Source organism: Pseudomonas sp. NY8896 (genome assembly GCF_039634505.1).
The window spans coordinates 6,813,914-6,832,727 of sequence record NZ_CP132350.1 but is presented as its reverse complement, the minus strand read 5'-3'; the positions used below and the strand labels follow the sequence as shown (position 1 = coordinate 6,832,727).

The 18,814-nt window shown below is 62.7% G+C and carries 19 protein-coding genes; 10 read left to right on the top strand and 9 right to left on the bottom strand.

The genetic code is table 11. The features are described 5' to 3' along the window. Positions 1-49: 49 nt before the first annotated feature. From Q9451_RS30930 to Q9451_RS30920, 3 genes are all read left to right on the top strand, one after another. Complete coding sequence (locus Q9451_RS30930) at positions 50-1,432, top strand: glutamine synthetase family protein (protein WP_012274830.1); 1,383 nt, start codon at positions 50-52, stop codon at positions 1,430-1,432. Between the two features lie 4 nt (positions 1,433-1,436). After that, the gene (locus Q9451_RS30925; protein WP_012274829.1) at positions 1,437-2,204 is read left to right on the top strand and encodes a gamma-glutamyl-gamma-aminobutyrate hydrolase family protein; all 768 of its coding nucleotides are present in this window, start codon (positions 1,437-1,439) and stop codon (positions 2,202-2,204) included. 119 nt (positions 2,205-2,323) lie between these two features. Continuing rightward, the gene (locus Q9451_RS30920) at positions 2,324-3,865 is read left to right on the top strand and encodes an APC family permease (protein ID WP_012274828.1); all 1,542 of its coding nucleotides are present in this window, start codon (positions 2,324-2,326) and stop codon (positions 3,863-3,865) included. Between the two features lie 115 nt (positions 3,866-3,980). Here the strand turns inward: Q9451_RS30920 and gmk are convergent, their stop codons facing one another. After that, complete coding sequence (gene gmk / locus Q9451_RS30915; protein WP_012274827.1) at positions 3,981-4,601, bottom strand: guanylate kinase; 621 nt, start codon at positions 4,599-4,601, stop codon at positions 3,981-3,983. 13 nt (positions 4,602-4,614) lie between these two features. After that, positions 4,615-5,478, bottom strand: a complete 864-nt coding sequence (locus tag Q9451_RS30910) for a YicC/YloC family endoribonuclease (RefSeq protein ID WP_012274826.1) — start codon at positions 5,476-5,478, stop codon at positions 4,615-4,617. 228 nt (positions 5,479-5,706) lie between these two features. On the opposite strand from Q9451_RS30910, the gene rph reads away from it, so the two are divergent. Then, positions 5,707-6,429 carry a ribonuclease PH gene (rph, locus tag Q9451_RS30905; RefSeq protein WP_012274825.1) on the top strand — a complete coding sequence of 241 codons (723 nt, stop codon included), beginning with the start codon at positions 5,707-5,709 and terminating at the stop codon, positions 6,427-6,429. Between the two features lie 61 nt (positions 6,430-6,490). Here the strand turns inward: rph and Q9451_RS30900 are convergent, their stop codons facing one another. Continuing rightward, positions 6,491-7,270, bottom strand: coding sequence for an exodeoxyribonuclease III (locus tag Q9451_RS30900; protein WP_003253401.1), 780 nt, complete (start codon positions 7,268-7,270; stop codon positions 6,491-6,493). 80 nt (positions 7,271-7,350) lie between these two features. Between Q9451_RS30900 and pyrE the strand changes: the two genes are divergently transcribed. After that, positions 7,351-7,992, top strand: coding sequence for an orotate phosphoribosyltransferase (gene pyrE / locus Q9451_RS30895; RefSeq protein WP_003253405.1), 642 nt, complete (start codon positions 7,351-7,353; stop codon positions 7,990-7,992). 79 nt (positions 7,993-8,071) lie between these two features. Here the strand turns inward: pyrE and argB are convergent, their stop codons facing one another. The 4 genes from argB to coaBC form a co-directional block, all read right to left on the bottom strand. After that, positions 8,072-8,977 carry an acetylglutamate kinase gene (gene argB / locus Q9451_RS30890; RefSeq protein ID WP_012274824.1) on the bottom strand — a complete coding sequence of 302 codons (906 nt, stop codon included), beginning with the start codon at positions 8,975-8,977 and terminating at the stop codon, positions 8,072-8,074. Between the two features lie 30 nt (positions 8,978-9,007). Continuing rightward, on the bottom strand, positions 9,008-10,408 hold the full coding sequence (locus Q9451_RS30885) for a phosphomannomutase/phosphoglucomutase (protein WP_012274823.1): 1,401 nt from the start codon (positions 10,406-10,408) through the stop codon (positions 9,008-9,010). Positions 10,409-10,519: 111 nt separating this feature from the next. Continuing rightward, complete coding sequence (gene dut / locus Q9451_RS30880; RefSeq protein ID WP_012274822.1) at positions 10,520-10,975, bottom strand: dUTP diphosphatase; 456 nt, start codon at positions 10,973-10,975, stop codon at positions 10,520-10,522. A gap of 5 nt (positions 10,976-10,980) precedes the next feature. Further along, on the bottom strand, positions 10,981-12,192 hold the full coding sequence (coaBC, locus tag Q9451_RS30875; RefSeq protein ID WP_012274821.1) for a bifunctional phosphopantothenoylcysteine decarboxylase/phosphopantothenate--cysteine ligase CoaBC: 1,212 nt from the start codon (positions 12,190-12,192) through the stop codon (positions 10,981-10,983). Between the two features lie 128 nt (positions 12,193-12,320). On the opposite strand from coaBC, the gene radC reads away from it, so the two are divergent. Further along, positions 12,321-13,001, top strand: a complete 681-nt coding sequence (gene radC, locus Q9451_RS30870) for a DNA repair protein RadC (RefSeq protein ID WP_012274820.1) — start codon at positions 12,321-12,323, stop codon at positions 12,999-13,001. Positions 13,002-13,062: 61 nt separating this feature from the next. On the opposite strand, the gene Q9451_RS30865 is transcribed toward radC, so the two are convergent. Beyond that, positions 13,063-14,670, bottom strand: coding sequence for an ABC transporter substrate-binding protein (locus Q9451_RS30865; protein WP_012274819.1), 1,608 nt, complete (start codon positions 14,668-14,670; stop codon positions 13,063-13,065). Between the two features lie 361 nt (positions 14,671-15,031). On the opposite strand from Q9451_RS30865, the gene rpmB reads away from it, so the two are divergent. Next, positions 15,032-15,268: a 50S ribosomal protein L28 gene (gene rpmB / locus Q9451_RS30860; RefSeq protein ID WP_003253504.1), complete on the top strand. Its 237-nt coding sequence runs from the start codon at positions 15,032-15,034 to the stop codon at positions 15,266-15,268. 11 nt (positions 15,269-15,279) lie between these two features. Further along, complete coding sequence (gene rpmG / locus Q9451_RS30855) at positions 15,280-15,435, top strand: 50S ribosomal protein L33 (protein WP_003253507.1); 156 nt, start codon at positions 15,280-15,282, stop codon at positions 15,433-15,435. A gap of 70 nt (positions 15,436-15,505) precedes the next feature. On the opposite strand, the gene Q9451_RS30850 is transcribed toward rpmG, so the two are convergent. Continuing rightward, entirely contained in the window at positions 15,506-15,865 is a 360-nt protein-coding gene (locus Q9451_RS30850) for a cupin domain-containing protein (RefSeq protein ID WP_012274818.1), read from the bottom strand. Positions 15,866-16,061: 196 nt separating this feature from the next. On the opposite strand from Q9451_RS30850, the gene Q9451_RS30845 reads away from it, so the two are divergent. Both Q9451_RS30845 and Q9451_RS30840 read left to right on the top strand, forming a co-directional pair. After that, complete coding sequence (locus Q9451_RS30845; protein WP_012274817.1) at positions 16,062-17,555, top strand: aldehyde dehydrogenase; 1,494 nt, start codon at positions 16,062-16,064, stop codon at positions 17,553-17,555. A 104-nt stretch (positions 17,556-17,659) separates the two neighbouring features. Further along, the gene (locus Q9451_RS30840) at positions 17,660-18,799 is read left to right on the top strand and encodes an MFS transporter (protein WP_012274816.1); all 1,140 of its coding nucleotides are present in this window, start codon (positions 17,660-17,662) and stop codon (positions 18,797-18,799) included. The last annotated feature ends 15 nt before the right edge of the window (positions 18,800-18,814 follow it).

Here is an 18,814-nt window from a genome sequence, read left to right as displayed (position 1 = left end):
GCGCCAGCCGTATCCCCACATCGCCGCAGCACATCAAAGGATGTACACCATGACGTCGGTAACCCCGTGCGCCAGTTCTTCCAGCGAGATGAATGACTTCCTCCAGGCCCATCCGGACACGCAGTATGTAGACCTGCTGATCTCCGACATGAATGGCGTGGTACGTGGCAAGCGCATCGAGCGGGCCAGCCTGCACAAGGTGTACGAGAAGGGCATCAACCTGCCGGCTTCGCTGTTCGCCCTGGACATCAACGGCTCCACGGTCGAGAGCACCGGCCTTGGCCTGGACATCGGCGATGCCGACCGCATCTGCTTCCCGATCCCCGGCACGCTGTCGGACGAACCCTGGCAGAAGCGCCCCACCGCGCAGCTGCTGATGACCATGCACGAACTGGATGGCCAGCCGTTCTTCGCCGACCCGCGTGAAGTGCTGCGCCAGGTGGTGAGCAAGTTCGACGACCTGGGCCTGGATATCTGCGCGGCGTTCGAGCTGGAGTTCTACCTGATTGACCAGGACAACCTCAACGGTCGCCCACAGCCGCCGCGCTCACCGATTTCCGGCAAGCGCCCGCAGTCAACCCAGGTGTACCTGATCGACGACCTCGACGAATACGCCGACTGCCTGCAGGACATGCTCGAAGCAGCCAAGGAACAAGGCCTGCCCGCCGACGCCATCGTCAAGGAAAGCGCCCCGGCGCAGTTCGAGGTCAACCTGCACCATGTGGCTGATCCGCTGAAAGCGTGCGACTACGCGATTCTGCTCAAGCGCCTGATCAAGAACGTGGCCTACGACCATGAAATGGACACCACCTTCATGGCCAAGCCCTACCCAGGTCAGGCAGGCAATGGTCTGCACGTGCACATTTCGCTGCTGGACAAGAAAACCGGCAAGAACATCTTCGCCAGTGACGACCCGCTGCAAAGCGACACGCTGCGCCACGCCATTGGCGGCGTGCTGGAAACCATGCCGGCGTCGATGGCCTTCCTGTGCCCGAACATCAACTCCTACCGCCGCTTCGGTGCGCAGTTCTACGTGCCCAATGCGCCTAGCTGGGGCCTGGACAACCGCACCGTGGCAGTACGCGTGCCCACCGACAGCAGCGACAACGTGCGCCTGGAGCACCGTGTGGCTGGCGCCGACGCCAACCCGTACCTGATGCTCGCCGCGATCCTTGCCGGTGTTCACCACGGCCTGACCAACAAGGTCGAGCCCCAGGCGCCGATCGAAGGCAACTCCTACGAACAGCTGGAGCAAAGCCTGCCGAACAACCTGCGCGACGCTCTGCGCGCGCTGGATGACAGCGAAGTTCTCAACCAATACATCAGCCCGGACTACATCGATATCTTCGTGGCCTGCAAGGAAAGCGAACTGGCCGAGTTCGAAGTGTCGATTTCCGACCTCGAGTACAACTGGTACCTGCACACGGTGTAAGCCCATGAGCGCAACTGCGGTCCCCTTGATCGGTGTCAGCGCCTGCCGTCAGCAGGTGGGGAAGAACTCGTCGCACACGGTGGGCGACAAGTATGTCGAGGCGGCCGGCTTTGCCGGCTTACCGCTGATCTTGCCGGCCCGTGATGGCGGCAGCGACACGCATGCGCTGCTGGCTCGCCTGCACGGCATTGTTTTTACCGGCTCGCCTTCAAATATCGAACCGCATCATTACAATGGCGCCCCCAGTGTGGCAGGTACCCGGCATGACCTGGCGCGTGATCGCCTGACCCTGCCGCTGCTGCAGGCGGCCATTGCCGCCGGTGTGCCGGTGTTCTGCATTTGCCGTGGCTACCAGGAACTGAACGTGGCCCTTGGCGGCAGCCTGCACCAGCGCGTGCAGGAACTGCCTGGATACCTGGATCACCGCGAACCTGAGGATGCCCCCCTGGAGGTGCAGTACGGCCCTCGTCACCCGGTCGGCATCGAGCCTGGCGGGTTGTTCGAGCGCTTGGGCCTGGCGGCGCAGTTCGAGGTCAACTCGCTGCACAGTCAGGGCATCGACCGCCTGGCCCCAGGCCTGCGTGTCGAGGCACGGGCCCCGGATGGCCTGATCGAAGCAGTGTCCATGCCCGACGCGCCGGGCTTTGTGCTTGGCGTGCAGTGGCACCCGGAGTGGCGCTTCAACGAAAACCCGGTCTCGCTGCGCCTGTTTCAGGCGTTTCGCGAGGCCTGCATTGCCTATGCAGCACGGGAGGGTGCACGGCAGGAATGATTCTGACGTCAGCCGAAGGTCTCGGATGACTTGTCCCCGGCAGCAAGCTTTCAATGAGTGAAAGCGGGCCTTGTACGCAAGGCCTGTGAAAACAATTCCAAAATTTACGGCAAATACTCATGAGCAATTATACAGAAGCCGGCCGCCCACCCGACGTGGCGGCCGACGCGGGCAACACTCAACGCAGCAAAGGCCTGGCCAAAGGCCGTTTGGGCTTGTTGGCCAGCGTGGTGCTGGGCATTTCCACCATCGCCCCGGTCTACACCCTGACCGGCGCCCTTGGCCCGACCGTGCGTGAGGTCGGTGCCCACCTGCCTGCCGTGTTCATCGTCGGCTTCCTGCCGATGTTGCTAGTGGCCCTGGGCTACCGCGAACTGAACTCGGCAGAGCCGGACAGCGGCACTTCGTTTACCTGGTCGGCGCGTGCATTCGGCCCGATGATCGGCTGGATCGGCGGCTGGGGACTGGTGGTTGCCACGACTATCGTGCTGTCGAACCTGGCGGGGGTGGCAGTCGACTTCTTCTACCTGTTCCTGGGCCAGATCACCGGCAAGCATGAGCTGGCGGCATTGGCTGACAACCTGCTGATCAACATCACCACCTGTTGCGTGTTCATCGCCCTGGCGGTGTGGATCTGCTGCCGCGGTATAGCCACCACCATGACCGTGCAATACGGCCTGGTGGCCTTGCAGTTGGTGGTGTTGATCGGCTTTGCCGTTGCCGCCTTCGGCGGTACCACGGCGCCGCCACCGCTGGAGTTCGACTTCGCCTGGTTCAACCCGTTCGGCGTCGAGTCGTTCTCGGCCTTTGCCGCCGGGCTGTCGTTGTCGATCTTCATCTTCTGGGGCTGGGACACCTGCCTGACCGTCAGTGAAGAATCGGTGGGCAGCGAAGAGGTGCCGGGCAAGGCCGCCACTTGGACCGTGATGCTGATTCTTGGCCTGTATCTGTTCACCGCCATCGCCACCCTGCAGTTCGCGGGTATCAGCGAAACGGGCCTGGGCCTGAACAACCCGCGTATCCAGGAGAACGTGTTCGCTCACCTGGCCGGCCCGGTCATGGGGCCGCTGGCGATCCTGATGTCCATCGCAGTGCTGGCCAGCACCGCGGCGTCGCTGCAGTCCACTTTCGTGGCACCGGCGCGCACCCTGTTGGCCATGGGTTACTACGGTGCGGTACCGCCGAAGTTCGCCAGCGTCTGCCCGCGTTCGCAAACCCCGCGCTACGCCACCATCTGCGCTGGCCTGGCGGCAGGGCTGTTCTACGTGACCATGCGTACCCTCAGCGAGAACGTGCTGGCGGATACCATCACCGCGCTGGGCATGATGATCTGCTTCTACTATTCGCTGACCGCGTTCGCCTGCGTCTGGTATTTCCGCGACAGCCTGTTCGACAGCCTGCGCCACTTCATCATGCGCGGCCTGTGCCCGCTGGTGGGTGGGGTGATCTTGTCGGTGATCTTCGCGCGTACCGCCATCGACAGCGCCTCGCCGGACTTCGGCAGTGGCTCGCATGTGGGCGGGCTGGGGCTGGTGTTCGTGATTGCCGCGATCATCTCGGTGCTGGGCATCGGGCTGATGATGCTGTCGCGCATGCGCGCGCCGGCATACTTCCTGGGGGCTACCCTGCGTCAGCAGGCTACCCTGCCGCTGCAGGAATAAAGCGGGGGGCGCTTTGCGCCCCTGGCGCGACACAAGGCCGCTCTCACAAGGAACTCAATCTCCTGTGGGAGCGGCCTTGTGTCGCGAAAGGGCCTCGAAGAGGCCCCATCAATCTTCAGCCGATCATTTGCTTCAGCAGCGCCGCATGACGTTGTTGCTGTTTCTTCAACAGCAGGCGATTGGAGCGGAACACCGCTTTCAAGTCTTCCAGCGCCACGTCGAAATCATCATTGATGATCACGTAGTCATACTCGTCGTAGTGCACCATCTCGCTGACCGCTTCCTTCATACGCCCGGCGATGATTTCTTCGCTGTCCTGCCCGCGGCCGTCCAGGCGCTGACGAAGCGCTTCCTGGCTTGGCGGCAAAATGAACACCGACAATGCCTGTGGCATCAGCTTGCGCACCTGCTGGGCGCCTTGCCAGTCGATTTCCAGGATCAGGTCATAGCCCTGGTCCAGGGTCTGCTGCAGCGCACTGCGCGAGGTGCCGTAGAAGTTGCCGAACACTTCGGCATGCTCCAGGAAGTCGCCTTGCTGGATCAGCGCCTTGAATTCTTCGTGGACCACGAAGTGGTAGTTCACCCCGTGTTCCTCGCCCGGGCGCATGGCACGGGTGGTGTGCGAGACCGAGACGCGGATTTGCTGGTCGTCCTTGGTCAGGGCCGTTACCAGGCTGGTCTTGCCGGCGCCCGAAGGGGCCGAAACGATGTAGAGGGTGCCGCTGCTGTGGTTCATGGTCGGGGTGGCCTTACTCGATGTTCTGTACTTGTTCACGCATCTGTTCGATCAATACCTTCAGGTTGACCGCCGCTTGCGTGCTGCGTGGGTCGAAGGCCTTGGAGCCGAGGGTGTTGGCTTCGCGGTTGAGTTCCTGCATCAGGAAATCCAGGCGTCGGCCGGCGGCGCCGCCACCCTTGAGTACCCGGCGCACTTCGGTAACGTGAGTGCTGAGGCGGTCGAGTTCTTCGGCCACGTCGCTCTTCTGGGCCAGCAGCACCATCTCCTGCTCCAGGCGCTGCGGGTCCAGCTCAGCCTGCATATCGCCGAAGCGGTCGAGAATCTTTTGCCGCTGTGCTGCCAGCATCTGCGGGACCAAGGCGCGCAGGGTGGTGACTTCGCTGGCCATGTTGTCCAGGCGCTCGTTGATCAGCCGGGCCAGTTCCTGGCCTTCGCGCTGGCGCCCGGCCTTGAGCTCGGCCAGTGCTTCGTCGAACAGCGCCATGGCTTCAGCGTTCAGGGCCTGCGGGTCGCTGGTGTCAGCCACCAGCACGCCCGGCCACGACAGCACTTCCAGGGGGTTCAAGGGCGCCGGCTGCTTGATCAGGCTGGCGACTTCCTCGGCCGCGGCAACCAGTTGCGCGGCGCGCGCGTGGTCCACCTTCAGCGGTTTGCCGTTGCTGTCTTCGTTGAGGCGCAAGGTGCACTCCACCTTGCCTCGCGAAAGGCCCTGGCGCAGGCCTTCACGTACACCGCCTTCGAGGTCGCGCAGGGCCTCGGGCAGACGCAGGTGCGGCTCCAGGTAGCGGTGGTTGACCGAGCGCAGCTCCCAGACCAGGGTGCCTTGGCTGCCGGCGCGCTCGACACGAGCAAAAGCGGTCATGCTGTGCACCATGGGGAGTACCTCGCGTAGATGAATGAACGATGGCAGCCTCTTGGCTGCAAGGCGCAGGATTGTAGCGCAGTGGGGCCGTGGCGCCCAATCCACCTATGTTACCGACGGGTGGCCGCGCAAGTAGGAAAAGGCGACGGGCTGTGCCGGGCGCGACAATAGGCATGTCTTCCCCAGGCTGCGGGCTCTATAATGCTCGGCAGATTCAAAGTCCCAGTACAGGTATCCCAGATGAAACGTCCAAGTGGTCGCGCCGCCGATCAGCTTCGCTCGATCCGCATCACCCGCAACTACACCAAGCACGCCGAAGGGTCGGTACTGGTTGAGTTCGGTGACACCAAGGTCATTTGCACGGTCAGCGTGGAAAACGGTGTACCGCGCTTCCTCAAAGGCCAGGGCCAAGGCTGGCTGACCGCCGAATATGGCATGCTGCCGCGCTCCACCGGCGAACGTAACCAGCGCGAAGCCAGCCGTGGCAAGCAGGGTGGCCGCACCCTGGAAATCCAGCGCCTGATCGGCCGTTCGCTGCGTGCGGCGCTCGACATGAGCAAGCTCGGTGACATCACCCTGTACGTTGACTGCGACGTGATCCAGGCCGATGGCGGTACCCGTACCGCGTCCATCACTGGCGCCATGGTCGCCCTGTGCGATGCCCTGGCGGTGATCAAGAAGCGCGGTGGCCTCAAGGCCGGCAACCCGCTCAAGCACATGATCGCTGCCGTGTCGGTGGGCATGTACCAGGGCGAAGCCGTACTCGACCTGGACTACCCGGAAGACTCCGCTGCCGAAACCGACCTGAACGTGGTCATGACCAGTGCCGGCGGCTTCATCGAAGTGCAGGGTACTGCCGAAGGCGCACCGTTCCAGCCGGAAGACTTCAACGCCATGCTCGCCCTGGCGCAGAAGGGCATGAACGAGATCTTCGAACTGCAGCAGGCCGCACTGGCTGACTGACTGTTCCTGTAGATTCGAAAAAGCCGACATCAATGTCGGCTTTTTCGTATCTGAACAGCACTCAGATGGTCAACGTCCAGTCATAGTCCACGATCAGCGGCGCATGCTGGGAGAAGCGCGGCTGACGCGGCAGGCGAGCATTGCGCACGAAGCGGCGCAGGCCCGGCGTGAGGATCTGGTAGTCGAACCGGTAGCCCAGGTTGAGCATCTCGGCCTGCTCGTTGTCTGGCCACCAGCTGTACTGGTCGCCTTCACGGCTGACTTCGCGCAGGGCATCGACGTAGCCCATCTCGCCAGTGATCGCATCCATCCAGGCGCGTTCCGGCGCCAGGAAACCCGGCGACTGCTGGCTGTCACGCCAGTTCTTGATGTCGAGCTTCTGCTGCGCCACGTAGAACGAGCCGCAGTAGATGTATTCGCGACGCTTGCGACGCTGCTTGTCCAGGTACTTGGCGAAGTCGTCCATCAACTTGAACTTCTGGTTCAAGTCTTCGTCGCCGTTCATGCCCGAAGGCAACAGCAGGCTGGCAATACTGACTTTGTCGAAATCTGCTTGCAGGTAACGCCCGTAGCGGTCGGCTGTCTCGAAGCCCAGGCCGGTGATGACTGCCTTGGGCTGCATGCGCGAATAAAGGGCCACACCACCTTGGGCGGGCACCTCCGCGTCGCAGGCATAAAGGAAATAGCCATCGAGCTGGAAAGCTGGGTCGTCGAGTTCAAAGGCCGAGGCGCGGGTATCCTGAAGGCAGATGACGTCGGCATTCTGGGCTTGCAACCAGCTGAGCAATCCACGCTCGGCTGCAGCCTGAATGCCATTAACGTTCACACTGATGATCCGCATAAATGGCCCCAAAAATCTCGTGCGTGTATGATACCCGAGCTCAACCCATTTAGCTAAATCCGTGGTATCCGGGACTATCCATGCAGCCGTATCAGCGCGACTTTATCCGTTTTGCCATCGATCGCGGGGTACTGCGTTTCGGTGAATTCACCCTGAAATCGGGGCGTACCAGCCCGTATTTCTTCAATGCCGGCCTGTTCAACACCGGTTCCGCATTGGCGGAGCTGGGGCGTTGCTATGCCGCCGCCATCGTCGACAGCAAGATCCCGTTCGACGTGCTGTTCGGCCCGGCCTACAAGGGTATCCCTTTGGCGGCGACCACCGCCGTGGCCCTTGCCGACCAGCATCAGCTCGACGTGCCTTGGTGCTTCAACCGCAAGGAAGCCAAGGACCATGGCGAAGGCGGCAGCCTGGTCGGCGCGCCGCTGGCCGGTGACGTGCTGATCATCGACGACGTGATCACTGCCGGTACCGCTATCCGTGAGGTCATGCAGATCATCAACGCCCAGCAGGCCAAGGCCGCTGGCGTGCTGATCGCGCTGAACCGCGAAGAGCGTGGCAATGGCGAACTGTCGGCGATCCAGGAAGTGGAGCGTGACTTCGGTATCCCGGTGGTCAGCATCGTTTCGCTGACCCAGGTGCTGGAGTTCCTGGCGGACGATCCGCAGCTCAAGCAGCATCTGCCGGCTGTAGAGGCGTACCGGGCGCAGTACGGGATCTGATCCCGGCCTGGTAACGAAAAAGGCGACCTTCGCAAGAGGGTCGCCTTTTTTGTATCACCTGTACCGGCTAATCAATCACTCAGCGCGGCTTGCGGTTGGTGATCAGGGTACCCACGCCGCTGTCGGTGAAGATTTCCAGCAGCACAGCGTTCGGCACGCGGCCATCGATGATGTGCGAGCTGTTCACGCCGCCCTGCACCGCATCCAGCGCACACCTGATCTTCGGCAGCATGCCGCCATAGATGGTGCCGTCGGCGATCAGTTCGTTGACCTGCTCGGTGGTCAGGCCGGTCAGTACCTGGCCCTGCTTGTCCATCAGGCCGGCGATGTTGGTCAGCAGCATCAGCTTCTCGGCCTTCAGCGCCTCGGCTACCTTGCCTGCCACCAGGTCGGCGTTGATGTTGTACGACTCACCGTTGGCGCCCACGCCGATTGGCGCGATCACCGGGATGAAGTCGCCTTTCACCAGCATGTTCAGCAGGTCGGTGTTCACGCTCACCACTTCGCCCACGTGGCCGATGTCGATGATTTCCGGGGTGGTCATCTCGGGCGTCTGGCGGCTGACGGTCAGCTTGCGGGCGCGGATCAGCTCCGCATCCTTGCCGGTCAGGCCGATCGCGCTGCCGCCGTGGCGGTTGATCAGGTTGACGATGTCCTTGTTCACCTGGCCACCCAGCACCATCTCCACCACATCCATGGTCGCCGAGTCGGTGACGCGCATGCCATCGATGAAGTGGCTTTCGATCGACAGGCGCTTGAGCAGGTCGCCGATCTGCGGGCCGCCACCGTGGACTACCACGGGGTTGATGCCCACAGCCTTCATCAGCACGATGTCGCGGGCGAAGCCGGTCTTGAGCTCCTCGCTTTCCATCGCGTTGCCGCCGTACTTGATCACCAGGGTCTTGCCGACAAAGCGGCGGATGTAAGGCAGTGCTTCGGACAAAACCTCGGCTACATGGGAAGCGGCATCGCGATCGAGGGTCATGCAGGGCTCCTGTAAGGAACAGATAGTCGGTCAGAACGGCAGTTGCAGCTCAGGCTCAACCCGCAGCAACTGGGTACGGAATACATCCTTGATACGTTGCAATTCGGCGTCGCTGTCGGCCTCGAAGCGCAGCACCAGCACCGGGGTGGTGTTGGAGGCGCGAACCAGGCCCCAGCCGTGGGCGTAGTCCACCCGCACACCGTCGATGGTGGTCAGGCTGGCTTCGCCCCAGTCGGCGTCGCGTTGCAGTGCATCAATGATGCTGAATTTACCCTCGTCGGTCACATCAATATTGATTTCCGGCGTGGAAATATCGTTCGGGAAGGCGGCAAACAGGTTTTCGGCGCTCTGCCCGGCCTTGCTGAGGATCTCCAGCAGGCGCGCGGCGCTGTAGATGCCGTCGTCAAAACCGTACCAGCGTTCCTTGATGAAGATGTGACCGCTCATTTCGCCGGCCAGCAGCGAACCGGTCTGTTTCATCTTCTTCTTGATCAACGAATGGCCGGTCTTCCACATCAGCGCGCGGCCGCCGTGTTGCTCGATCAGCGGGGTCAGGCGACGGGTGCATTTGACGTCGAAGATAATCTCGGCACCGGGGTTGCGCGCCAGTACATCCTGGGCAAACAGCATCAGCAGGCGGTCGGGGTAGACGATGCTGCCCGTGTTGGTCACCACGCCGACGCGGTCGCCGTCACCGTCGAAGGCCAGGCCGATGTCAGCGCCGGTTTCCTTGACCTTGGCGATCAGGTCTTCGAGGTTTTCCGGCTTGCCTGGGTCTGGGTGGTGGTTGGGGAAGTTGCCGTCGACCTCGCAGAACAGCGGGATCACTTCGCAGCCCAGGGCTTCGATCAGCTGCGGTGCGATCACGCCGGCGGCGCCGTTGCCGCAGTCCACCACCACCTTGAGCTTTTTCGCCAGCTTTACGTCGCCGACGATCTGCTGGAAGTAGCGGTCAAGGATCTCGACCTTTTCCACGCGGCCTTGGGCCAGGGTCAGGTCGTTGGTTTTCAGGCGGGTCAGCAGGGCCTGGATCTGCTCGTTGGCCAGGGTGTCGCCGGCAATGACGATCTTGAAACCGTTGTAGTCCGACGGGTTGTGGCTGCCGGTCAGCATCACGCCGGACTTGCCGGCCAGCACATTGGCCGCGTAGTACAGCGCCGGGGTGGGTACCAGGCCAACGTCGCTGACCTGGCAACCGGCATCGACCAGGCCTTTGATCAGCTGTTCGACCAGCATCGGGCCCGACAGGCGGCCATCGCGCCCTACCGAAACCTGCGGTTCGCCCTGGGCCAGGCTCTGTGCACCGATGGCGCGGCCGATCCAGTAGGCGGTATCGGCATGAAGGGTTTTGCCGACCACGCCGCGAATGTCATACGCGCGGAAAATGCTGTCTGGTAGTGCGGCGGGGACCAGGTGGGCCATGTCGTTCATCTCTGGAAGCTCCAATAATCAAAGGCTTTCTGGGCAGGCGCAAACTGAACGCTTGGACGGTGCTTTCGCCAGAGAGTTCGCCATCCTTGGCCTGAACGGTCATTTGCCGGCTCAGTGGCTGCCGGAATGACCAAAGCCGCCAGCGCCACGCTGGCTTTCATCGAATGCTTCGACGATGTCGAAATGGGCCTGCACCACCGGTACCAGCACCAGCTGGGCGATACGTTCGCCAACTGCGATGGTGAACGGCGTGTTGCTGCGGTTCCAGCACGAAACCATCAGCTCGCCCTGGTAGTCCGAGTCGATCAGGCCGACCAGGTTGCCCAGCACGATGCCGTGCTTATGGCCCAGGCCCGAGCGCGGCAGGATGACTGCCGCCAGGCCTGGGTCGCCGATATAGATCGACAGGCCGGTCGGAATCAGCAGGGTCTGGCCTGGCTCGAGGACGGTGTCTTCCTTGAGCAGGGCGCGCAGGTCCAGGCCGGCGGAGCCGGGGGTTGCGTAAGTCGGCAGCGGGAATTCGCTGCCCAGGCGTGGGTCGAGGATCTTGGCTTGAAGAGCGTGCATGTAACTTATTGAACCTGGTTGAGCCGTTCGGCGATGAAGGCGACCAGTTGCCGGGCGATCTTGCCCTTGCTGGTCTGCGCGAAGAGAGTCTGGTGCTGCTGGCGGTCGATCACGGTCAAGGCGTTTTCTTCGCTGTTGAAGCCGATGCTGGGGTTGGCCACATCATTGGCGACGATCAGGTCGAGGTTCTTGTCCTTGAGCTTGCGCGTGGCGTAATCGAGCAAGTGCTCGGTTTCGGCGGCGAAGCCGACACTGAACGGGCGGTCGGCGCGGCCAGCAAGGGTGGCAAGGATATCGGGATTGCGCACCATCTGCAGCAGCATGCCGTCGCCGGTCGTAGGATCTTTCTTGAGTTTCTGTGTGGCAACCACTTCAGGACGGTAGTCCGCGACCGCCGCCGAGGCAATGAACAGGTCGCACGGCATGGCCGCTTCACAGGCCGCGAGCATGTCCCGCGCGCTGACCACGTCGATGCGGCTGACCCGGTCGGGGGTTGGCAGGTGCACAGGGCCGGTGACGAGGGTAACCCGAGCCCCGGCTTCGGCAGCCGCTTCGGCCAGGGCGAAGCCCATCTTGCCGGAGCTATGATTGGTGATGTAGCGCACCGGGTCGATGTTTTCCTGGGTCGGGCCGGCGGTGATCAGCACGTGCTTGCCGGTCAGTGCCTGGCGCTTGAAGCTTTCTGCGGCGCACCAGGCCAGGTCGGTGGCTTCGAGCATGCGGCCAAGCCCCACGTCACCACAGGCCTGGCTGCCGGAGGCAGGGCCGAACACCTGGATGCCACGGCTCTTGAGCAGCTCAAGGTTGGCTTGTGTAGCCGGGTCGCGCCACATGGCCTGGTTCATGGCCGGGGCGACGGCGACGGTGGCGTCGGTGGCCAGCACCAGGGTGGTCAGCAGGTCGTCAGCCATGCCTTGGGCCATGCGCGCCATGAGGTCGGCCGTGGCCGGGGCGATCAGCACCAGGTCGGCCCACTTGGCCAGTTCGATATGGCCCATGGCCGCTTCGGCGGCCGGGTCCAGCAGGTCCATGTGCACCGGGTGGCCCGACAGCGCCTGCAGGGTCAGCGGGGTGATGAACTCGGCACCACCACGGGTCATGACGACGCGCACCTGCGCGCCGTGCTCCAGGAGACGGCGAATCAGCTCGGCGCTTTTGTAGGCGGCAATGCCGCCACCCACGCCGAGAACGATGCGCTTGCGATACAGCCGCTGCATAGGCTTGCCTTTTTCCAGTGAGAGCGGGCGGCGACGTTTGAAATTGCCTGCGGCAGTACGTCGCATGTACGAGGCGAAATAGATTAACACAGGGTCGAAATGGGCCGCAGCAAGGGCAGGGGGCGGGGATGAATATCAGGGAGTGGCCGGCGGAAGAACGGCCTAGGGAGAAGTTGTTGCAGCGAGGGGCGGTGGTGTTGACGGACGCCGAATTGCTTGCCGTGTTGCTGGGCTCTGGCGTTGCCGGGCGCAATGTGTTGGACCTTGCGAGGGGGCTGTTGGTGCGTTTCGGCGGGCTCAGGCAGTTTCTTGAAGCTGAGCGCGAAGCGGTGTTACGTGAGCCAGGCATTGGGATGGTGAAGTACGCACAGTTGCAGGCGCTGTTGGAGATTGGTCGGCGATATCTGGACGAGAACATCAAGCGCGCAGCGGCTCTTGACGGCCCGGCGGCGGTGCGGCGGTACCTCAAGGCCATGTTGCGCCATGAGGTCAGTGAAGTTTTCGGTTGCCTGTTTCTCGACAGCAAGCACAGGCCGTTGGCTTTCGAAATCCTGTTCAGGGGCACGATAGACCGGGCAAGTGTCTACCCTCGGGAGGTGGTGCGGCGGGCGTTGCTGCATAACGCAGCGGCTTTGATCCTGTGCCACAACCACCCTTCGGGTAGCAGTGAGCCGAGCCAGGACGATGTGCATTTGACCCTGTCGCTGAAGAGGGGGCTGGCATTGATCGATGTGCGGGTGCTGGACCACATTATCATCGGCGACGGGGAGCCGTTGTCGATGGTCGAGCATGGGTGGATTGTGGCTTAGGCCTTTGTGCTGCCTGTTAGGGCCTCTTCGCGGGCGAGCCCGCGAAGAGGCCGGTGCAGGTTTACTTGGTCACCGACACCTTGCTGAAATCCAGTCGCCCGAACGGGCTCACCTGATACCCCTCGACCTCCTGGCGCAGCAAGGTCGCCGCCGTCGGGTGCGCAAGTGGCACCCACAGCGCCTGCTGCTGAATCAGCGTCTGCGCCTGCTGGTAAAGCCGGCTGCGCACACTTTGGTCGTTGGTGGTGCGCCCGGCGCTGATCAGCTGGTCCAGGCGGTTGTCGCAGAAGCGGGCAAAGTTGGTGCCCGACTCGACCGCCGCGCAGGAAAACTGCGGGCTGAGGAAGTTGTCCGGGTCACCGTTGTCGCCTGCCCAGCCCATGAACAGCAAGTCATGCTCGCCGGCCTTGGCGCGGCGGATCAGCTCGCCCCATTCGATCACGCGAATCTCGGCCTTGATGCCGATCTTGGTCAGGTCGGCTTGCAGCATCTGGGCGCCAAGGCTGGGGTTGGGGTTGAGCAGGCTGCCCGACGGGCGGGTCCAGATGGTGGTGCTGAAGCCTTCGGCCAAGCCGGCTTTGGCCAGCAGCGCCTTGGCTTTCTTCAGGTCCAGCGGGTAGCCGGGCAGGTCCTTGGCGTAGCTCCAGGTGTTGGGCGGGTAGGGGCCGTTGGCGGCCACTGCGGAGTCTTCGAACACGGCTTTGAGGTAAGCCTGCTTGTCGAAGGCCAGGTTGATGGCCTGGCGCACTTCTGGCTTGTCCAGCGGTGGGTGCTGGCTGTTGATGGCGACGAAGGCGGTCATGAACGCCGGCGTCGTGGCTACCTTGAGGTTGCTGTCCTTGCCTGCTTCGGCAATGTCCAGCGGCTTGGGCGACAAGGCAACCTGGCACTCGCCCCGCTTGAGCTTCTGCAGGCGCACATTGGCATCGGTGGTAATGGCGAAGATCAGCGGGTCGACCGCCGGCTTGCCGGCGAAGTAGTCCGGGTTGGCGCGGTAGCGCACCACGGCGTCCTTCTGGAAGCGCTGGAATACGAACGGCCCGGTGCCGATCGGCTGGCTGTTGAGCTTCTCGGGCGTGCCGGCCTTGAGCAGCTTGTCGGCATACTCGGCGGAGTAGATCGAGGCGAAGCCCATGCTCAGGGTGGCCAGGAAGGTAGCGTCCGGGTGGCTGAGGGTGAAGCGCACGGCGTTCGGTGCAGGTGCCTCGATCGCCTTGATCAGGCTGCCCAACTGCAGCGACTGAGCATGCGGGTAGCCGCCCGGTGCCGTCTTGTGCCACGCGTGTGCCGGGTAGAGCATGCGCTGGAAGCTGAACAACACATCGTCGGCGTTCAGCTCGCGGCTTGGCTTGAAGTAGGCGGTGCTGTGGAACTTCACGCCGTCGCGCAGGGTGAAGTCATACACCAGGCCGTCGGCCGATACTGTCCAACTGGCCGCCAGGCTTGGCACCACCTTGCCTTGCGCCGCGTCGAACTCCACCAGGCGGTTCATCAGCACGTCAGCCGTGGCGTTGGTCGTGGTCAGCGAGTTGTACTGCACCACGTCGAAGCCTTCGGGGCTGGCTTCGCTGCAAACGCTCAGCGGCGCGGCCTGAGCTGCGCCGGCAGCGAACAGAGCGCCGGCGGCGAACAGAGAGTTGAACAATAAGGAAAGGGCGGCAGCACGCATGGTGGCTCCTTGGCTGTCAGTGGCCCATCTGCCAGTGCAGTCTGGAAAAGGCTTACCCTAGTGCGCCTGCCGGCAAATGACCACACCCTTTTTTACAAATCTGGCGACGAGTGGTCGACGGCTGGCGGGGCCTGCCGCTATGCTGGCCCGGCGCGTTCTGGCGTGCGGCAATGTGCATCTCCTGTTGTTGCAGCCAAGTCTTTCTGGTATAAAGCAGCGCTCTTTTCTAGGGGCTCGGCCTGTCGCATAAGCGGATCCGGTCGATAAGACCTCCAGAATCACGGCGCCCAGGCGCCAAAGACTGAGAGATTAAGCGGCCAACCCATGCCGGGTTGGGCATGTGGTTTTAGAGGGCTGAGTCATGTCGAGAGTCTGTCAAGTTACTGGTAAGGGTCCAGTAACCGGGAACAACATTTCCCACGCAAACAACAAAACCCGTCGTCGTTTCCTGCCGAACCTGCAGCACCACCGTTTCTGGGTTGAATCCGAGAAGCGTTTCGTGCGTCTGCGCGTTTCCGCCAAGGGCATGCGTATCATCGACAAGCGCGGCATCGACGCCGTTCTGGTTGACATCCGTAAAGCTGGCGCCAAGGTTTAAGGGAGAACATCATGCGTGAATTGATCCGTCTGGTTTCGAGTGCCGGTACCGGCCACTTCTACACCACCGACAAGAACAAGCGCACCACTCCGGACAAAATCGAGATCAAGAAATATGATCCGGTTGTTCGCAAGCACGTGGTGTACAAGGAAGCCAAGATCAAGTAATTGATCGGCAACCTGAAAAAACCCGCATCCGAAAGGACGCGGGTTTTTTTATGCCTGCGTTGGCCTCAGGTCATTTCTGCTCGAACATCACATAGATCTTGCGGCACGGCTCCAGCACCTCCCAGGTGCCCTTGAACCCGGCGGGGATGACAAACCGATCGCCGGCACGCAGGGTTTTCGCTCCGCCGTCCTGGTCGCGCAGCACCGAAACGCCCTGAACGATCTCGCAGTATTCATGCTCGGTGTAGTTCACCGTCCACTGGCCCACCTCACCCTCCCACACGCCAGCGGCAAACTGCCCGCACGGGCTGGAATAGTGGTTGTAGACCGCCTGGTCTGGCTCACCCTTGAGGATTTTTTCCGCCGCTGGGCGGTAGCGTTCGGCCTCTGTGATGACCTGGGCGAAGTCGATGATGCTGTCTATGCGCATGGTGCGGCTCCTGTTGTTGTTTAATAAAATGAACATCAGTAGGCATTTGGGCCTTCCGTGTCAAATATATTGATAGTTTACACCGGCTGGTTTAGGGTATCGCTAGCCAGTGTGCGCTCGTCGCCCGGCCAGAATTCTGACAACGCCTGTGAGTCCTCAGTGCGGCGTTGCACCTAAACAAGAGGAGGAGTTTCGTATGACCACCCTGACCCGTGCGGACTGGGAACAACGTGCCCAGCAACTGAAGATCGAAGGCCGTGCCTTCATCAACGGCGAATACACCGATGCCGCATCCGGTGAAACCTTCGAGTGCCTGAGCCCGGTCGACGGACGCTTCCTGGCCAAGGTTGCCAGCTGCGACCTGGCCGATGCCAATCGCGCTGTGGAAAACGCCCGTGCCACCTTCAACTCCGGCGTCTGGTCGCAACTGGCTCCGGCCAAGCGCAAGGCCAAGCTGATTCGCTTCGCCGACCTGCTGCGCAAGAACGTCGAAGAGCTGGCGCTGCTGGAAACCCTGGACATGGGCAAGCCGATCGGCGACTCCTCCAGCATCGACATCCCAGGTGCGGCCCAAGCCATCCACTGGACTGCCGAAGCCATCGACAAGGTCTACGACGAAGTCGCCCCGACCCCGCACGACCAGCTTGGCCTGGTTACCCGCGAACCGGTGGGCGTGGTGGGTGCCATCGTGCCGTGGAACTTCCCGCTGCTGATGGCTTGCTGGAAACTCGGCCCTGCGCTGGCCACCGGTAACTCGGTGGTGCTCAAGCCGTCCGAAAAATCGCCGCTGACGGCCATTCGCATCGCCCAGCTGGCCATCGAGGCCGGCATCCCGGCTGGTGTGCTGAACGTGCTGCCAGGTTACGGCCACACCGTGGGCAAGGCTTTGGCCCTGCACATGGACGTCGACACCCTGGTGTTCACCGGTTCCACCAAGATCGCCAAGCAGTTGATGGTTTACGCGGGCGAATCGAACATGAAGCGCATCTGGCTGGAAGCCGGCGGCAAGAGCCCGAACATCGTCTTCGCCGATGCGCCGGACCTGCAAGCTGCCGCTGAGGCCGCTGCCAGCGCCATCGCCTTCAACCAAGGCGAAGTGTGCACCGCAGGCTCGCGTCTGCTGGTCGAGCGTTCGATCAAGGACAAATTCCTGCCGATGGTGGTCGAGGCCCTCAAAGGCTGGAAGCCAGGCAACCCGCTGGACCCACAGACCACGGTCGGTGCCCTGGTCGACACCCAGCAGATGAACACCGTGCTGTCGTACATCGAGGCTGGCCACCAGGACGGCGCCAAGCTGCTGGCCGGCGGCAAGCGCACCCTGGAAGAGACTGGCGGCACCTACGTCGAGCCGACCATCTTCGACGGCGTGACCAACGCCATGCGCATTGCCCAGGAAGAAATCTTTGGCCCTGTGCTGTCGGTGATCGCCTTCGACACCGCCGAAGAAGCCATCGCCATTGCCAACGACACGCCGTATGGCCTGGCGGCTGGTATCTGGACCTCGGACATTTCCAAGGCCCACAAGACCGCCCGTGCCGTGCGCGCTGGCAGCGTCTGGGTCAACCAGTACGACGGCGGCGATATGACCGCGCCGTTCGGTGGCTTCAAACAGTCGGGTAACGGCCGTGACAAGTCGCTGCATGCGCTGGAGAAATACACCGAGCTGAAGGCGACCTGGATCAAGCTGTAATCCAGTGAAGGGGGCTGCACAGCAGCCCCAGCCATAGCCGGGTCGGCTTACGCTGCCCCGGCTTCGTCGTTTTTGCTGTTCAAGAATTCTGCTGGGAGGCTGCAATGCGTTGGGGTACCTATTTCGCCGTACTGGCATCGGTGCTCAGCGTCGGGCTGGCGCTCGGCGTGAGCATGCCGCTGGTGTCCCTGCGCCTGGAGGCCTGGGGCTACGGCAGCTTTGCCATCGGCGTGATGGCGGCGATGCCGGCGCTGGGGGTATTGGCAGGTGCCAGCCTGGCCAGCCGCCTGGCAGGCTGGGTGGGCGTGCCTTCGGCGATGCGCCTGTGCCTGTGGGGTGGGGCGCTGTCGATCGGCCTGCTCGCACTGTTGCCCAGTTACCCGCTGTGGCTGCTGCTGCGGCTGATGATCGGCATGTCCCTGACCGTGGTGTTTATCCTCGGCGAAAGCTGGATCAACCAATTGGTGGTCGAGCAGTGGCGTGGCCGGTTGGTGGCGCTGTATGGCAGCAGCTACGCCCTGAGCCAGCTGGCCGGGCCGTTGGTGCTGGGCTTTCTCGGCTCTGATGACGACTTCGGTTTCTGGGCCGCGACCGGCCTGTTGCTGGCCGCGCCGCTGGTGCTGCTGGGGCGTGGCGGTGCGCCGAGCACCGAAGCCTGCAGTGTCACCTTCCGCGACCTGTTCGCCTTCTGCCGGCGTTTGCCGGTAATCGCCTGGGCCATTGCCCTGTTCGCTTCGTTCGAGGCGATGATCCTCACCTTGCTGCCGGTGTATTGCCTGCAGCAGGGCTTCAGCACCGAAATCGCCCTGTTCATGGTCAGTACCGTGGTGGTGGGTGATGCAGTGTTGCAGTTGCCTATCGGCGCGCTGGCTGACCATATGTCGCGCCGTACGCTGTTTACAGGCTGTGCAGTGACGTTGCTGGTTTCCAGCCTGGCGATTCCGCTGCTGTTGCATACGCCGGTGATCTGGCCGTTGTGGGTGTTGTTCGGCGCCAGTGCTGGTGGCCTGTTTACCCTGTCGCTGGTGCTGATTGGCGAGCGCTACCGGGATGATGAATTGGTGCGGGCCAATGCCCATGTTGCGCAGTTGTGGGGTATTGGCTGCTTGCTCGGGCCTTTGCTGGCGGGGGCGGGGAGCCAGTGGGTCAGCGGGCATGCGTTGTTGTTCCTGATGGCAGCAGGGGCTGCCGGGCTGGTGGTGTTGACCCAGCGGCGCGGGGCTTTCGAGGCAGTGTCTGCCTGATGGATTTTGGGGCCG

Coding starts and splice junctions, on each gene's coding strand:
- Q9451_RS30850 (WP_012274818.1), bottom strand. CDS start 15,865: ATGCGCATAGACAGCATCATCGACTTCGCCCAGGTCATCACAGAGGCC.
- argB (WP_012274824.1), bottom strand. CDS start 8,977: ATGACCCTCGATCGCGATGCCGCTTCCCATGTAGCCGAGGTTTTGTCC.
- Q9451_RS30920 (WP_012274828.1), top strand. CDS start 2,324: ATGAGCAATTATACAGAAGCCGGCCGCCCACCCGACGTGGCGGCCGAC.
- gmk (WP_012274827.1), bottom strand. CDS start 4,601: ATGAACCACAGCAGCGGCACCCTCTACATCGTTTCGGCCCCTTCGGGC.
- Q9451_RS30925 (WP_012274829.1), top strand. CDS start 1,437: ATGAGCGCAACTGCGGTCCCCTTGATCGGTGTCAGCGCCTGCCGTCAG.
- Q9451_RS30840 (WP_012274816.1), top strand. CDS start 17,660: ATGCGTTGGGGTACCTATTTCGCCGTACTGGCATCGGTGCTCAGCGTC.
- radC (WP_012274820.1), top strand. CDS start 12,321: ATGAATATCAGGGAGTGGCCGGCGGAAGAACGGCCTAGGGAGAAGTTG.
- coaBC (WP_012274821.1), bottom strand. CDS start 12,192: ATGCAGCGGCTGTATCGCAAGCGCATCGTTCTCGGCGTGGGTGGCGGC.
- Q9451_RS30865 (WP_012274819.1), bottom strand. CDS start 14,670: ATGCGTGCTGCCGCCCTTTCCTTATTGTTCAACTCTCTGTTCGCCGCC.
- pyrE (WP_003253405.1), top strand. CDS start 7,351: ATGCAGCCGTATCAGCGCGACTTTATCCGTTTTGCCATCGATCGCGGG.
- rph (WP_012274825.1), top strand. CDS start 5,707: ATGAAACGTCCAAGTGGTCGCGCCGCCGATCAGCTTCGCTCGATCCGC.
- Q9451_RS30885 (WP_012274823.1), bottom strand. CDS start 10,408: ATGAACGACATGGCCCACCTGGTCCCCGCCGCACTACCAGACAGCATT.
- Q9451_RS30845 (WP_012274817.1), top strand. CDS start 16,062: ATGACCACCCTGACCCGTGCGGACTGGGAACAACGTGCCCAGCAACTG.
- rpmG (WP_003253507.1), top strand. CDS start 15,280: ATGCGTGAATTGATCCGTCTGGTTTCGAGTGCCGGTACCGGCCACTTC.
- dut (WP_012274822.1), bottom strand. CDS start 10,975: ATGCACGCTCTTCAAGCCAAGATCCTCGACCCACGCCTGGGCAGCGAA.
- Q9451_RS30910 (WP_012274826.1), bottom strand. CDS start 5,478: ATGGTGCACAGCATGACCGCTTTTGCTCGTGTCGAGCGCGCCGGCAGC.
- Q9451_RS30930 (WP_012274830.1), top strand. CDS start 50: ATGACGTCGGTAACCCCGTGCGCCAGTTCTTCCAGCGAGATGAATGAC.
- Q9451_RS30900 (WP_003253401.1), bottom strand. CDS start 7,270: ATGCGGATCATCAGTGTGAACGTTAATGGCATTCAGGCTGCAGCCGAG.
- rpmB (WP_003253504.1), top strand. CDS start 15,032: ATGTCGAGAGTCTGTCAAGTTACTGGTAAGGGTCCAGTAACCGGGAAC.